Below are 15479 nucleotides of genomic sequence, written 5' to 3'. Positions count from 1 at the left end.
AAATAGAGGTATCTCCGGATACGGACTTGTAAACTGCCGTACAGGCAGCTCGCCCCCATCACAGGTTGCGAAACACACCTAACCAGGGGTGATAACGCCAGTCATTGACCGCATCTTCTTCACTGGCCGGCACTCTCACTTCCGCAAACTTTTCCCCAACGTTTGCTATCTCACAACTTTGCTTATCAGCTAAATTCAACAAAACGTGCTGGTAATCCATCACGCCCCAGCAAGCGACGCCGCTGGCGCATCTCACTTCTTCTCGCCTGAAATTCCCTTGCGCTTTACGCTCGTTGTCGCCCGTGCGGGAATAGAAACGCGCTTCGCTTTCTTCATCATCCATATGCAGAAAAAACACCGCCTCCGGCAAAGGGGAATAACGAAATGGCGTCTGGCGCTGCATCCAGCCGTTCCAGCTTAGCGGTGCACGCCACCATTGCGCCGCCACCACATGTTTGCTTTTACTGCTCATCAATTCGGCGGATAAACGACTATGTTCAAGCTCCGCCAGTTTGTTGTCATTATTGGCAGACAGGATCCGCGGCAAGGCGTTAATCGTCCTGTAGTCCGCAATCGGAATCAGTTCGCAAATATCGTGGCTATTCAGCAAGTGTTCTTTTGTTTCGAAACCAGGCTTACAAAATGCGGGGGCTTTTTTCTGCAATGATTTGATATTGCTACGCAAAATAACCAGATTCTCACTGGTCGGCACATTTCTACGGTGGCGCTGAATACGTCCGGCAAATTGAATAATCGAGCGCATGGAGCTTGGTTCGATAATTCCCCAGTCCGCATCCCAGTCACGCCCCACTTCGATAACCGATGTCCCCAACACCACAAACAGATGGTGCGATTCCGGACGGTTATGTAAGGCATCTGCGATATCTTCGTTGTTCCAGAAATCGAGTTCGTTATGACGAGTAAACGCGCGATCCAGTCGCCTCTCAATATCTGAACGCACCGCCAGCGGATGTCGGGAGTGGTAAACACAGTAATGAATGCAGACATCTTCTGGTGAAGGAATGGCAATCAGAGCTTTGGTCACCGCAACCAGTGGATTGATATTCGCGAAGCGCACCAGGCCCAGCGAAACGGTTTTACCGCTTTCGTGTCGCTGGCGATGCGCCTGATGCAACTTCAGCATTTGCGTATGCACCGTCTGGGCCACACTTTCGCTAACGTCTTGTATCGTGCTTGATGCAGATGAAATTGAAGCAACACGCCCGAAATGCAGTCGCTCTTTTTCAGCCAGCATTACCGCTCGCCGCGCAACAAATTTTGCATGTGCATCACGAAACCCAGGCCCGTCGCAAATTTGCGTTGCATCAGCATCTTTTTCATCAAACCAGGCACAGCAGATATTGACGGGCCTGCCGTTGGTACCACAAGACGTCTGCCACATTTTACGCCCGGCGAGATAAGCCGCGAACAACGCCTGAATCAGCCCTGGAGGTAGCGTCGCCGAGGAAAGTAATACCCGTGTTCCCAGCATCCCGGCCCAGTTCATCAAACGACATACCGCATGAAGATCGGCAATATCAAAGTCATCAGGTTCGTCGAGCACTAAATCGCTGGTTAACAGGCGCAACATCGCCGGAAGCTGTTTCCCGCCACGCACACCCTCGGTCGCGGAAATAAGATGATCAATCGTCGCGACCAGAATCGGTGCGCTAACTAACTCCTTAAGTTTGCTGTCATCCTTCAACCATTTTTCCAGCGCCCCGGTATGCAGGCTGCCTTCGTACTTAACGAACTGTTGCTCCTCTGTTGGCGGCTCTTGCGAAGCACTTCCGTAATCATTGTCTATTTTTTCCTGCTGCCACAGTTGCTTAACTGCCGCCGAACCAATCAGTACCGCCAGCTCATCCTCACCCAGTCCAAGCCGACTGCGCAGAGCATCGCCGGTTTGCAAAGTCAGCGTGCGCAATCCCAGCGCAACGGTAAATCGGCACCCTTCTCGCTCGTCGGCAAGTGCATACATAATGCGGGCGTTCGCAAAGGTTTTACCACACCCCGTCGAGGCCATATTGACGCCGAAAAATCCCTCTTCCCGACTTCGTTCACGTAGCGCTCGCGCCACATCCCAGGCTTTATCTTGCCAGCGATATTTCACATCTGTGGCCCGCTGGCTAAAACCTTTATGTCGGGCAATTGCCGGAAGCGATGCCCGTGTGTGCATCAGTTGCCGCCCAAGCAGATACGCATGATGCGCGACGCCCACAAGATGTTCGTCTACCCGTTGTTTGAGCGTGCCGCTTTGGCGATCGCTATTTGCCCAGACGATATATTCCGGGTCCTGCCATTTTTGCTGCGCGTCATTAGATGAATAGTAGTGATCGGCAAGCATCAGGCAAAAACGCGCCATATGTAAGGGGAACAACTGTTCCATCTGCCCGTATGTCTTTAAACCGAGCGCGTTGCTTGCCCGGCGAGAAATCTGACGCGCTTTTTCCCGCCAGCTCGCGCTTTGAAGCGGCGTTCCTGATGGAAACTGCCAGACTTGCTCAAAATCCTGTTGCGTCCAGTCATTTTTGCGGTGGTTAACGGCATTCCAGTCAGCATTCAGTTGCTTCTCCAGCCAACTTTCACAACCTTTGCATGATTGTTCCGGCTGTGGAGAAAGATTCTCCGGCATTCGATGATGGGAAAGGATCAGCCAACCTACCGTCCTGGCTAGCGGTTGCAGCGAACTGAATGGACTATTTGAAAAATGAGGCGTGTCTTTTTGCAGACGTTCAAGAATCGCAACTTCATCATCTGCCGTTAATTCCCCGAGTTTCTCCAGCCACACATCGTCTGGCTGTTCACCAACAAACGCCTGAAAGAGCCGCAGTGAGATCCATTCATGCCGATAAGGTTGATAACTGCGTGCGCTCTTATGGGTCAGGCTTTGCTGAAAGCTGCGTCCTGCTTTACCAAAATCATGAAACAACCCGGCGATAGCCGCCAGCAGCGCAATGCTCTCCGCGCATTGCCAGCGATTTTCTTCCTTGTTCACCAGGCTGGTTTGGGTTGTTCGATTCGTGGGAACGCGTCCCTGTGCATTAAAACGACGAATATTACCCACAATCCACATCAACTCCATTTGCCCGTTCTTTTTCAGCCAGTGACATGCCACTGCGGTATTTCGCCTGGCAGTTTTGCGCAGTAAACGGCGGAGTGTATTAACGCCTTCCAGAGTAATCACCGTTTGCCATGCGGCATCACCGGTGCGTTCAGCAAACTGATCAATAATACGGCAGCTTTCCACGCGGGCGTTTTTTGTACAGCGCGAGATAATCAGAACATTCATTAATCAGCCTTAGCCAGTGCCTGGGCCGTATCTTGCAAAGAGGTGATCATGACATCCAGCGCATCTGCTTGTTGAAAGATATTGATGCAGCGTTGACGAAACTCCTGAGCATCTTCTCCCGCCATTTCGGCAATAAATGCTTGTGGCATAACCAGGGCATCTTTAATCAGATCGGCAAGGTCAAAAACGAGGCCGCCGCGACGTGTTTTACCGTGCATTACTGCTAAACCATGCGGGATCCCGGTTACCCACGCCGCAACTGCCGCCAGCCCATAAGCCAGATAATTACCCTGATCGAGAAAGCGGTTGGCCATATCAATCCCACCGCCCCGTTTTGCGCGCGTAAAGTCGCCATAGCCCACGGTTTGGCTCACCATTTTGTAGAGTGCTTTGGTCAATTTGGCCTCTACGAGCATAAGCTGCGTATGGTTTTCTGCCGCGTCTATTTCTTCACGAGTACGATTTAGTAGGGTCTGCAGTGCATTAGCATCAGGCTGAAAGGCGTGTTCACGCTGCATTTTCGCGCTGGACCAGTGCTTATCGATATGTGTCAGGCGGATTAACTGAAAACGTTTCGCGGCGGCAAGTCGTTTATCTTCAGCAAACCAAAAAGAAACCCACTGCTGAAGATATTCAGTAGGACGATATTCGCTTTGCGGACTGAGCCAGGAGACATCAACATCAACTTCATTTGCCGAATACAGCGGCGTGCCATCCGTACCACAAAAGCCCACCATCACCCCGGCATGGGCAAATTCACGCATCGCCGCCTGAGTAACGGATGTTCCCATCCCCAACATCAATACCGTGGTATTCGCAATGGGGATATTCCAGTAGTACGACTCCTTACCTTCACTGGTAACATATTCCACTCGCCCACCATTCACCTGCACCCGGCATTTTTCCAGATAATAAATATTGGCGCGTTTAGAGTGGAGAATGGTTTTGAGGTCAGATGGAGTAAGGTAATTGGAAGACATAAACACATCCTGTGATTATTTTTATTTGAAGGAGTTAGGATTAGTACAGCATTGATTTCTGTGCGAGAAATTGATTTCTATCGCAATTATCACAATTGTTATTGCGTGTTGTGGCTAATGGTTCGGAGTTGAGAACGCCATAACGCAGCTAAATTTCTGCCATCATCGTATTTGTGAAACTGCCTGTACGGCAGTGAACGGAAACCCCGCTTACCCTCACCCTCAAATTTATTTCTAAGCTGCCTGTACGGCAGTGAACATTCCGCTGTACTCGGCAGGAGGACATCTTTTTTTCTAAGCTGCCTGTATGGCAGTGAACTTATCAGGCGGCACGAACGAGCTGGCGGACTGTTTCTAAGCTGCCTGTACGGCAGTGAACTCTGTCCCGGAGCTGGCTGCTGCCGTCGCACCTTTCTAAGCTGCCTGTACGGCAGTGAACTGCGGGTAGATATAAATCACCATATCCGGATTTTTCTAAGCTGCCTGTACGGCAGTGAACAATAGCCGCATTTTGCTGCGCGTTCATGATGTTTTCTAAGCTGCCTGTACGGCAGTGAACTCAAATACTACACGTTTAGCCCGTTGTTAATAAAGCAAAACCATCTCATTTTCCTGCTGCCACCCTTTTTTATCCTTACCTTCCAGCAGCACTAATTATCAACAAATTACCATCATCATCAAAAAAAGGGTCTGAACTTCCTCCACCCCATAAACAAAAAGTCCGTAACCCCTGACGAGATTACGGACTTCATCAACTTACCTAACAATCTGATTAATGCGCGGCTTCCGGTTTATGCTTTTGTGCACTCTGGAACCCGTAGGTCAGCTCATTTTTCTCTTTATCCAGCGCGACAGTCACCTGGCCACCATCCACCAGCGAGCCAAACAGCAGTTCGTTAGCGAGCGGTTTTTTCAGGTTGTCCTGGATGACACGCGCCATCGGACGTGCGCCCATTGCCCGGTCGTAACCTTTCTCGGCCAGCCAGTTACGCGCTTCCTGGCTCACTTCCAGAGAAACACCTTTCTGATCCAACTGAACCTGCAACTCGACGATAAACTTATCAACCACCTGGTGGATCACGTCTGTAGAGAGATGATCGAACCAGATAATGTTGTCGAGACGGTTACGGAACTCCGGCGTAAAGATCTTCTTGATCTCTTCCATCGCATCGGTGCTGTTATCCTGCTGGATAAGACCAATGGATTTACGCTCGGTTTCACGCACCCCGGCGTTGGTGGTCATCACCAGTACCACGTTACGGAAATCGGCCTTGCGCCCGTTGTTATCGGTCAGCGTGCCGTTGTCCATCACCTGCAACAGAATGTTGAATACGTCCGGATGCGCTTTCTCGATTTCGTCCAGCAGCAGCACCGCGTGCGGATGCTTGATGACCGCATCGGTCAACAGACCGCCCTGATCAAAACCAACGTATCCTGGAGGCGCACCAATCAGGCGGCTGACAGTATGACGTTCCATATATTCGGACATATCAAAGCGCAGAAGCTCAATACCCAGTGCTTTGGAAAGCTGTACCGTCACCTCGGTTTTCCCGACCCCGGTTGGACCAGCAAACAGGAATGAACCAACTGGTTTATGTTCGTGACCTAAACCCGCACGCGCCATCTTGATGGCCTCGGTAAGCGCTTCAATGGCTTTATCCTGACCGAAGACCAGCATTTTCAGGCGATCGCCAAGGTTTTTCAGCGTATCGCGGTCACTCTGAGAAACGCTCTTCTCAGGGATACGTGCAATACGGGCTACCACGGACTCGATATCCGCCACATTCACCGTTTTCTTGCGCTTGCTTACCGGCATCAAACGTGCGCGAGCGCCCGCTTCGTCGATAACGTCAATCGCTTTGTCCGGCAGATGACGATCGTTAATGTATTTCACCGCCAGCTCCACCGCCGCACGCACCGCTTTCGCGGTATAACGCACATCGTGGTGCGCTTCGTACTTCGGTTTCAGGCCATTGATGATTTGCACAGTTTCTTCGATCGACGGTTCAGTAATATCGATTTTCTGGAAGCGACGCGCCAGAGCACGGTCTTTCTCGAAAATGTTGCTGAACTCCTGATAGGTCGTCGATCCAATCACGCGAATTTTACCGCTGGAGAGCAACGGTTTGATCAGGTTGGCTGCATCTACCTGCCCGCCAGACGCTGCGCCCGCTCCAATGATGGTATGGATCTCATCGATAAACAGGATGCTGTTAGTATCCTGTTCCAGCTGCTTGAGCAACGCTTTAAACCGTTTTTCAAAGTCGCCGCGATATTTGGTGCCTGCTAACAGGGAGCCGATATCGAGAGAGTAAATCGTACAGTCAGCCATGATTTCCGGCACATCGCCCTGAACAATTCGCCAGGCAAGACCTTCAGCAATCGCCGTTTTACCGACGCCAGACTCCCCAACCAGCAGCGGGTTGTTTTTACGGCGGCGGCAGAGAACCTGAATGGCGCGCTCCAGTTCCTTCTCACGACCAATCAGCGGGTCAATTCCGCCCACGCGTGCAAGCTGGTTCAGGTTGGTCGTGAAATTCTCCATACGGTCCTCCCCACCAGCTTGTTCTTCACTGCTCGGCTGGTTTCCTGGTTCAGAAGACTGAGATGGCTCGTCTTTACGCGTGCCATGAGAAATAAAGTTCACCACATCAAGACGGCTGACTTCATGTTTGCGCAACAGATACGCCGCCTGCGACTCCTGTTCGCTAAAGATAGCGACCAGAACATTCGCACCGGTAACCTCACTGCGACCGGAGGACTGAACATGGAAGACTGCACGCTGCAATACACGCTGAAAACTCAAGGTCGGCTGCGTGTCGCGCTCCTCTTCACTGGCGGGCAGAACAGGTGTGGTTTGTTCAATAAAGGCTTCCAGTTCCTGACGGAGCGCAACCAGGTCCACGGAGCACGCTTCCAGCGCCTCCCGGGCCGATGGGTTACTGAGCAATGCCAGTAACAAGTGCTCGACGGTCATAAACTCATGACGGTGCTCGCGCGCTCTGGCGAAAGCCATGTTTAAACTGAGTTCCAGTTCTTGATTGAGCATAGGCACCTCCCCCAATTTTTATACCTGCATTCAGGCTTTTTCCAGCGTACACAGCAATGGATGCTCGTTCTCCCTTGCGTACTTGTTCACCATCGCCACTTTGGTTTCTGCAACCTCAGCGGTAAAGACTCCGCAAATGGCCTTCCCCTGGTAGTGAACAGCAAGCATCAATTGCGTTGCACGTTCTACATCATAAGAAAAGAATTTTTGTAACACGTCAATAACAAACTCCATTGGAGTGTAATCATCATTGACTAATATCACTTTATACATAGATGGCGGTTTTAGCGCGTCGCGAACTTTTTCTTCCGCCAGTTGATCAAAGTCCAGCCAGTCGTTCGTTTTACCCATTGTCAGTTATCATCTTCGGTTACGGTTACCGGCAGAACGCTCTGCCGCTGACAAGAGCGTATTTGCCTGACCAATCTACTCCACATGATAGATAATTATCATCTATCGTTGGTATAAGCGACATCAGTGACATTACTGTCAATAGCGTTAACTGCTTCAAATTTTTGATGCATACCTACCCCCTGGCCCCTGTCAAACGCTTGACGACTCGCCCCATTTCTCTAAATTGTATTTCAAGAGTTGGCGAGGTTTTGAACTGCCCCCTCTCTGACCCCGGTTTATTCCATCTTACTTGTATAAGATTTGCGAAGGATGTCGAAGCATGGAAAAGGGTACTGTTAAGTGGTTCAACAATGCCAAAGGGTTCGGTTTCATCTGCCCTGAAGGCGGTGGCGAAGATATTTTCGCTCATTATTCCACCATCCAGATGGATGGTTACAGAACGCTAAAAGCTGGACAACCCGTTCAGTTTGATGTCCACCAAGGGCCAAAAGGCAATCACGCCAGTGTTATTGTGCCCGTCGAAGTAGAAGTAGCAGTCGCATAGCTCTTCTGTCTCATTGTGTACATCCTAAAGGCAAAATGCCAGCCCGATCGGCTGGCATTTTTATCTCAAAAATCACTCTCGCGCCAAAGCATCCACTGGATCCAGCCGTGCCGCATTTCGTGCAGGTAGCCAGCCAAATAAAATGCCCGTAACGGTTGAGCATAAAAACGCCAGCAGCAACGCCAGTGGAGAAAAGCCTATCTCCCAGCCGGGTAAAAAAAGCTGTAGGGTGAAGGCAATTAACAGCGACAGCATTATCCCCATCGCGCCACCCACCAGGCAAACCAGCACGGCTTCAATCAGAAATTGTTGCAGAACATCGCTGGCACGCGCGCCAACAGCCATGCGAATACCAATTTCCCGCGTCCGCTCTGTTACTGACACCAGCATAATATTCATAACGCCAATGCCGCCTACCACCAGCGAAATCACCGCCACCAGCGTCAGAAACAGTTGTAAAGTACGTGTGGTTTTTTCGACTGTTTTCAAGACGCCGTCCATGTTCCAGGTAAAGAAGTCTTTTTTGCCATGGCGCAGCGACAACAAACGGGTGAGTTGTTGTTCCGCTTCGGTGCTGTCATAGCCTTCTTTTACTCTTACAGTGATGGAGTTCAGCCACGACTGGCCCATAACCCGCCCGGACATGGTGCTGTAAGGCAACCAGACGCGCAGCACTTTACTGCTACCAAACATCGACTGTTTCTCTTCCGCCACGCCGATGACTCTCGCAGGCATATTACCAACCAGAATGACCTCACCAATCACATCGGCCTTATGCGGGAAAAGCTGGCGGCGGGTGTTACTGTCGAGAACCACCACCTGTGCGCGGCCGTTCAGTTGCTCCTGATTAAAGGTATTCCCTTCGCTGAAGGTCATGCCGTAGACATTGAAATAATCGCCGCTCACACCGTTGGCGCTGGCGGCAACATCAACATTGTTATAACGCAGGCGCAGGTTTTGCGAGACGGCGGGCGTGGCAGAGGCGACCCACGGTTGTTTTTGGATGGCGATTAAGTCGTCGTACTTTAGCGCCTGCTGATATTGCGGATCGTCATCGCCAAAATCTTTCCCGGGATAGACATCAATAGTATTCGTACCAATAGAACGAATATCCGCCAGCACTATTTGTTTGGCGGCGTCGCCCACCACGACGATAGAAACCACCGACGCAATACCAATAATAATCCCCAGCATGGTCAGTAAGGTGCGCATTTTATTCGCTGCCAGCGCCCGCCACGCCATCGTCAGCGCCTCATTAAAACCACTGACGAACTGCCGCCAGCCAGACGCCGTTTTGACTATCGATTCCGTCCCCGTGACAGTATTCACCTTTTCAATGGCGGGAGGATTACGCACAATTTCGCCGTCACGAATTTCGATTACCCGCTCCGCCTGAGCCGCAACCTGTGGATCGTGGGTAACGATAATCACCGTGTGCCCGCGATCGCGCAACTGATGCAATATCGCCATCACCTCTTCGCCAGAATGGCTGTCCAGTGCGCCGGTAGGTTCATCGGCGAGGATCACCTGCCCACCGTTCATTAACGCACGAGCAATACTGACACGCTGCTGCTGGCCACCGGAAAGCTGGGCGGGGTAATACTCTGTACGTTCTTCCAGTCCCAGTCGTTGCAGCAACTCCTGAGCGCGCAGCAATCGCTGTTTACGCTCAAATCCGGCATAGACGGCGGGTACTTCAACGTTCTGCTCGGCGGTTAAATGCGAAAGCAAATGGTAACGCTGGAAAATAAAGCCGAAATGCTCACGACGAAGCTGCGCCAGCGCATCGGCGTCCAGCGTGGCAACATCCTGGCCGGCAACGCGATAGGTTCCACTGGTCGCTTTATCCAGACAGCCGAGAATATTCATCAGGGTCGATTTACCAGAGCCCGAAGCACCGACAATTGCCACCATCTCACCTGCATAAATATCCAGGCTGATACCCTTTAGCACCTCAACCTGCTCGTCTCCAGCAGGATAGCTACGGCGAATATCCTTTAGTTCGAGCAAGGGCGTCATTGTGCAGCTCCTGGTTTGGCCTCACCAATCACCACTTCATCACCCGCTTCCAGACCTTTGACAATCTCAACATCGGTGTCGTTGCGCGCGCCAATCGTCACTTCGCGCTCGCGTATTTCGCCATTACGCAGCAGTTTGATTTTATAACGGTTATCGCCAACCGAATCCCCCAGTGCTGACAACGGAATGGTGAGTACGTTTTTCACATCAGTGAGTTGAATGTGGACTTGCGCAGTCATATCCAGCCGCAGTAAACCATTGGGGTTTGGCACTTCAAAACGGGCGTAGTAGAAAATGGCGTCGTTGACCTTTTCTGGCGTCGGCAGCACATCTTTAATCTGCCCCTCGTAGCGCGTCAGCGGATCGCCAAGCACGGTGAACCAGGCTTTTTGACCGGGTTTCAGGTGAATGACATCCGCTTCCGACACTTGCGCTTTTACCAGCATGGTACTCATATCTGCCAGCGTCAGAATGTTTGGCGCTTGTTGTGCGGCAATCACCGTCTGCCCTTGCAGAGTGGTGATTTGCGTAACTTCCCCAGCCATCGGGGCAACGATGCGGGTGTAATCGAGATTCGTTTTCGCCGTGTCGAGTGACGCCTGATTCCGTTTGATTTGCGCATCGATAGTACCTATTTGCGCCTGTTTAACTGCCATCTCCGTCGCTGCGGTGTCAAGATCCTGTTGCGAAACCGCCTGCGTTTGCGCCAGTCGTTGCTGGCGTGAGTATGTCACCCGTGCCAGTTTCAGTTCTGCTTCTGCCTGTTGCCTTTGCGCACGCAGCTCCATCAGTGTCGCTTCCACTTCCTTGATCTGGTTTTCAGCCTGTTCAGGATCAATAACCCCTAAAAGCTGGTCTTTTTTTACTTTATCGCCAATCGCCACCGACAGCGTTTTCAACTGACCGCTGACCTGCGCGCCCACATCAACCTTACGCAGCGCGTCCAGCTTTCCAGTCGCCAGCACGCTTTGCTGCAAATCACCGGGGCGGACAATCAATGTCTGATAAGTCGGCACGGGCGCGTTGAGTGTTCTCCACAACGCAATCAGCGCAGCGATGACTATCACCAGCGCAATAGCGTAACGCTTCTTAAGGTTTTTTCGCTTTTTCATAAATACTCTGAATGCTCCATATGCGCGTACGGGGCTGCCAACTTCAACGAAACATCAACAAAAACCGAAAATTTACGTTAGTAATTATACGATTGATGTTTGGTTAAGATGCCCGATGGTGAAATCGGTGTTACGTATAATCATTGATTTTATGAATATGTCTCAGATCACTGAACGAGCATTTACACCATCTGAATCTCTTAGCAGCATGTCTCTTTTCCTTAATCTGGCAGGGGGTCAGTGGCGGCCGGGTAAATTCTGGCATCGCCGTCGGTTTCGCCAGAAATTTTTGCTGCGCTCTTTGATTATGCCGCGTTTAAGCGTTGAGTGGATGAACGAACTCTCCCACTGGCCTAATCTCAGAACGCTGTTAACGCGTCAGCCGCGCCTGCCGGTTCGCCTGCATCGCCCTTACCTTGCCGTGAATATGACCCGTAAGCAATTGCTGGAGGCGTTACGTTACCATTATGCATTGCTGCGCGCGTGCATGTCGGCGGAAGAGTTCAGCTTATATTTGAACACCCCGGGACTGCAACTTGCGAAGCTGGAAGGAAAAAACGGCGAGCAGTTCACGCTTGAACTGACCATGATGATCTCAATGGATAAGGAAGGTGACAGCACAATTCTGTTCCGCAACAGCGAAGGTATTCCTCTGGCGGAGATCACATTTACACTGTGTGAGTATCAGGGGAAAAGGACGTTATTTATAGGCGGGCTGCAAGGTGCGAAATGGGAAATTCCACACCAACAGATCCAGAATGCGACGAAAGCCTGCCACGGGCTATTTCCTAAACGACTCGTGATGGAAGCGGTCTGCCTCTTCGCCCAACGCTTACAGGTCGAACAAATTATTGCTGTCAGCAATGAAACACATATTTACCGCAGCCTGCGTTATCGCGATAAGGAAGGAAAAATCCATGCTGACTATAACGCGTTCTGGGAATCGGTTGGTGGCGAATGCGATACCGAGCGGCATTATCAGCTTCCCGCTAGAATAGCGCGAAAAGAGATTGCGGATATCGCCAGCAAAAAGCGGGCTGAATACCGTCGACGCTACGAGATGCTTGACGCTATTCAGCCGCAGATGGCAAGGATGTTTTGCGGTTAATCAGCCCGACCGCGCGCCAGCCACAACACGCGTGAGAACATTTTTTTCAGCAGCGTCGGTACGGAATCCACACCACGACGTCCGGCCTCCATTGCCACTTCAATGGCAAGGTCGGGCTTGGAAGAGCGATGGATCGCTTTTGAAATAATTTTGCGCAAATTCATCGGCACGTTTTCCGGGATCTGCGCCACGCGATGGAACACGTCGGAAAACCCCTGGCGATACATAAAATGTTCCATATCCAGCGCCGGTAACGTTGTCAAATGTTCACGTTCAGCTTCGCGATCGTTATTCAGCAGGCTGCGCACCGTTGCGGCATATTTCTTCCCGGCTTCATCGCCATCGACCAGCACATGCCACTCAATCCCCATCCGCCGGGCAAATTTCACCAGTGGTTTTAGCCCGGACTGGGCAAACTCAATGACCTTAATCCCTTCGGCATCGAAATGGTGTCCACACTGGCGCGCCAGTTCGTTGATAACCCAGGTTTCTGTTTCCCCTTCCACCAGCAACCAGCAGCGAGCAAACAGCGATGACGGACGATTAAAACGAATGTGAAAAGAGATGCGGCGGCTGTCTTCGGTGCTCAAGCCACTTGGCCCCAGACGCCAGGCGGCAACACGAGAAGATTCACGCACCAGGCGGCAAACATGTTCCACTGGAGTTAACGAAAGCAGCTCGCCAGAGTTGGTGGTAGCAATACGTTGTAAAGGCAAAAGATTCAACAGATGCCAGGCAACGGAAAGCATAATCGGATGCAGGCGGGTTTCTGGATCTTCAATTAGCAATAACGGACGCGCGTCTTTATCCAGTCGCAATGTCCCTTTTGCCTGCAATAAAGTGGCAAACAGGCCGAGTAAAATGACCCGATACGAACGCCCCCCTGGCCTGTCAATCATCCGGTTGATGATATCGAGGTAACGCCAGCTCCGTTGCTCATTGCTGGCTCGCCGACGCATTAAGCGATATCTCGCCTGCCCGGCCCCTTGCTCCGAGAAATAATGCTCAAGCAGTTGCACCATTGCCGAAAGCCCCTGGCGAATCTGCCCATCGGAAAGATTTTGCGGGTGTGAGGATAACTCGCGGGCGAGAAAATCCAACTGGCGCGCGGTGACTTCCACATTGGGTACATTTGGTACAGTTCCATTGCGAATGCGGCGCATAAAACGGGCGTCGCGCAAACGCAGAACCGGCATTAAACGCACCAGATGACGCGCCTGATCGTTAATATCTTCGACATCAATCGGATGACCGTCTTTATCAAGAAAGCTGCGTAACGTCATCACGCTACCGTCTTCCGCACTTTCCCCTTCCAGGCGATAAAAAATGCGGTGATAACCATCAGTACAGGGCGTCCAGCATGCTTCAAGCGGGCGATAACGGCGTACACGATGCCGTCCAGGCAGCGATTCGCGAAAGGTCAGAATGATATGCAGATGGTGTTCCCGACCATTGATATCACCTGGCGGAAACCAGAAATCATCGCGTTCAAAATGGTAGAGATCTGACTCTGGTGATAACAGCAGGGTTAAGGCGTCCAGCAAGCTGGATTTACCCCACGCGTTCTCCCCAATCAGGACGTTGTTTTGCTCCAGCATCAATGACAATCGGTTGATACCGCGAAAGCCCACAATTTCAACGCGCTCAAGAATCATATCCCCTCCAGAAATATGTTACTCATCCTTTACTCTGGCAGTATAACGGGAAAGGCCGAGACAATACGTGACGACATCACAATTAAGCATGGCAAATGTCTGAAAAATGAGCGAATAATTGTGTTATACGTCTTCATGTTGTCTCTCATTAAAAAACAATAAAATCAAATAATTAACCTTGTAAATTATTTTTATTACCTCCAAAGGCTTATTTCAGCCGTTTGCACTACACTGTCAATCAGGCAAATGACTATATGGGGGAACTTACTGTTGCCCTAAATCAAAATTACTGGATTTATTTATCTGGCGAATGGCTCGACTTCGTTTTTAAAATACCGATGCATTATTTCTGTCGTCATTTTTTACGACGACCCTATAAAACGACCATATTTTTCACAGGGTCAATTTTTAATTGAGGTGGATATGTTCAGAAAATTAGCAGCTGAATGTTTTGGTACTTTCTGGCTTGTATTTGGTGGCTGCGGTAGCGCCGTGCTGGCGGCAGCGTTCCCGGAATTAGGCATTGGCTTTGCCGGTGTCGCGCTGGCGTTTGGTTTGACTGTACTGACGATGGCCTTCGCTGTCGGTCATATCTCCGGTGGCCACTTTAACCCGGCGGTCACTATTGGTTTATGGGCTGGTGGCCGTTTCCCGGCAAAAGAAGTCGTTGGTTACGTGGTAGCCCAGGTTGTCGGTGGTATTGTTGCGGCGGCACTGCTGTATTTAATCGCCAGCGGTAAAGCTGGGTTTGACGCAGCGGCCAGCGGCTTTGCTTCTAACGGTTATGGCGAGCATTCACCGGGCGGCTATTCCATGCTTTCTGCACTGGTGGTTGAACTGGTATTGAGTGCCGGTTTCTTGCTGGTGATCCACGGTGCAACCGACAAATACGCGCCGGCAGGCTTTGCGCCGATCGCGATTGGTCTGGCGTTAACCTTGATTCACTTAATCAGTATTCCGGTGACTAACACTTCCGTTAACCCGGCGCGCAGCACCGCAGTTGCCATCTTCCAGGGCGGCTGGGCGTTAGAACAGCTGTGGTTCTTCTGGGTAGTGCCAATTGTCGGCGGTATTATCGGTGGTCTGATTTACCGGACCCTGCTGGAAAAGCGTGATTAATTAACGCAGAAGGCCTGGCGCAATGTCAGGCCTTTTTTTTAAGATGTTGTTATATGTTGGTTTATCATCTTGTTGCGCTCCTTTCATGAGCTAAGCCACATATTGCCACTGACGCAAGGAGCGCGCAGGGGGCGGCCAATCGCCGCCGCCCCCTGCACCCCCGGGCTCTGGCGAACAAAATCGCCGCTGCGCGGTGCCCTCGACTTATCCCTTACGGCTACCGGGTCGGGCGCGAGGTAACATATAT

General features: G+C 51.2%; 11 protein-coding genes and 1 CRISPR repeat array. Of the genes, 3 read left to right on the top strand and 8 right to left on the bottom strand.

What is annotated here, in order from left to right:
- Window positions 1–58: 58 nt before the first annotated feature.
- The 5 genes from cas3f to D9741_RS23580 form a co-directional block, all read right to left on the bottom strand.
- Window positions 59–3292: a type I-F CRISPR-associated helicase Cas3f gene (gene cas3f, locus D9741_RS11195; RefSeq protein WP_130215665.1), complete on the bottom strand. Its 3234-nt coding sequence runs from the start codon at window positions 3290–3292 to the stop codon at window positions 59–61.
- Complete coding sequence (cas1f, locus tag D9741_RS11190; RefSeq protein ID WP_130215663.1) at window positions 3292–4272, bottom strand: type I-F CRISPR-associated endonuclease Cas1f; 981 nt, start codon at window positions 4270–4272, stop codon at window positions 3292–3294. Before cas1f ends, cas3f begins: the two co-directional genes overlap by 1 nt.
- Window positions 4273–4443: 171 nt before the next feature.
- Window positions 4444–4831: a CRISPR direct-repeat array (repeat unit 28 nt; unit sequence TTTCTAAGCTGCCTGTACGGCAGTGAAC).
- 213 nt (window positions 4832–5044) lie between these two features.
- On the bottom strand, window positions 5045–7321 hold the full coding sequence (gene clpA / locus D9741_RS11185; protein WP_130205255.1) for an ATP-dependent Clp protease ATP-binding subunit ClpA: 2277 nt from the start codon (window positions 7319–7321) through the stop codon (window positions 5045–5047).
- 30 nt (window positions 7322–7351) lie between these two features.
- Window positions 7352–7672, bottom strand: a complete 321-nt coding sequence (gene clpS, locus D9741_RS11180; RefSeq protein ID WP_000520781.1) for an ATP-dependent Clp protease adapter ClpS — start codon at window positions 7670–7672, stop codon at window positions 7352–7354.
- Between the two features lie 98 nt (window positions 7673–7770).
- Window positions 7771–7845, bottom strand: coding sequence for a hypothetical protein (locus D9741_RS23580; RefSeq protein ID WP_214251107.1), 75 nt, complete (start codon window positions 7843–7845; stop codon window positions 7771–7773).
- A gap of 149 nt (window positions 7846–7994) precedes the next feature.
- On the opposite strand from D9741_RS23580, the gene cspD reads away from it, so the two are divergent.
- Complete coding sequence (cspD, locus tag D9741_RS11175) at window positions 7995–8219, top strand: cold shock-like protein CspD (protein WP_064530179.1); 225 nt, start codon at window positions 7995–7997, stop codon at window positions 8217–8219.
- Window positions 8220–8291: 72 nt separating this feature from the next.
- On the opposite strand, the gene macB is transcribed toward cspD, so the two are convergent.
- Window positions 8292–10238 carry a macrolide ABC transporter ATP-binding protein/permease MacB gene (gene macB, locus D9741_RS11170; RefSeq protein WP_130215661.1) on the bottom strand — a complete coding sequence of 649 codons (1947 nt, stop codon included), beginning with the start codon at window positions 10236–10238 and terminating at the stop codon, window positions 8292–8294.
- A complete protein-coding gene (gene macA, locus D9741_RS11165; RefSeq protein ID WP_130215658.1) occupies window positions 10235–11350 on the bottom strand; it encodes a macrolide transporter subunit MacA in 1116 nt (371 codons plus the stop codon). The genes macB and macA overlap by 4 nt, the downstream gene beginning before the upstream one ends.
- A 151-nt stretch (window positions 11351–11501) precedes the next feature.
- Between macA and D9741_RS11160 the strand changes: the two genes are divergently transcribed.
- Entirely contained in the window at window positions 11502–12458 is a 957-nt protein-coding gene (locus D9741_RS11160; protein ID WP_130216129.1) for a VirK/YbjX family protein, read from the top strand.
- Here the strand turns inward: D9741_RS11160 and D9741_RS11155 are convergent.
- Entirely contained in the window at window positions 12455–14113 is a 1659-nt protein-coding gene (locus tag D9741_RS11155; protein WP_130215656.1) for an ATP-dependent endonuclease, read from the bottom strand. The genes D9741_RS11160 and D9741_RS11155 overlap by 4 nt on opposite strands.
- A 423-nt stretch (window positions 14114–14536) precedes the next feature.
- On the opposite strand from D9741_RS11155, the gene aqpZ reads away from it, so the two are divergent.
- Window positions 14537–15232, top strand: coding sequence for an aquaporin Z (gene aqpZ / locus D9741_RS11150; protein WP_130215654.1), 696 nt, complete (start codon window positions 14537–14539; stop codon window positions 15230–15232).
- Window positions 15233–15479 lie beyond the last annotated feature (247 nt).

It is taken from the genome of Escherichia sp. E14V7 (assembly GCF_004212225.1).
GTDB lineage: Bacteria > Pseudomonadota > Gammaproteobacteria > Enterobacterales > Enterobacteriaceae > Escherichia.
The sequence above is the reverse complement of the archived record's forward strand: the minus strand, read 5'-3'. Positions and strand labels throughout refer to the sequence as shown.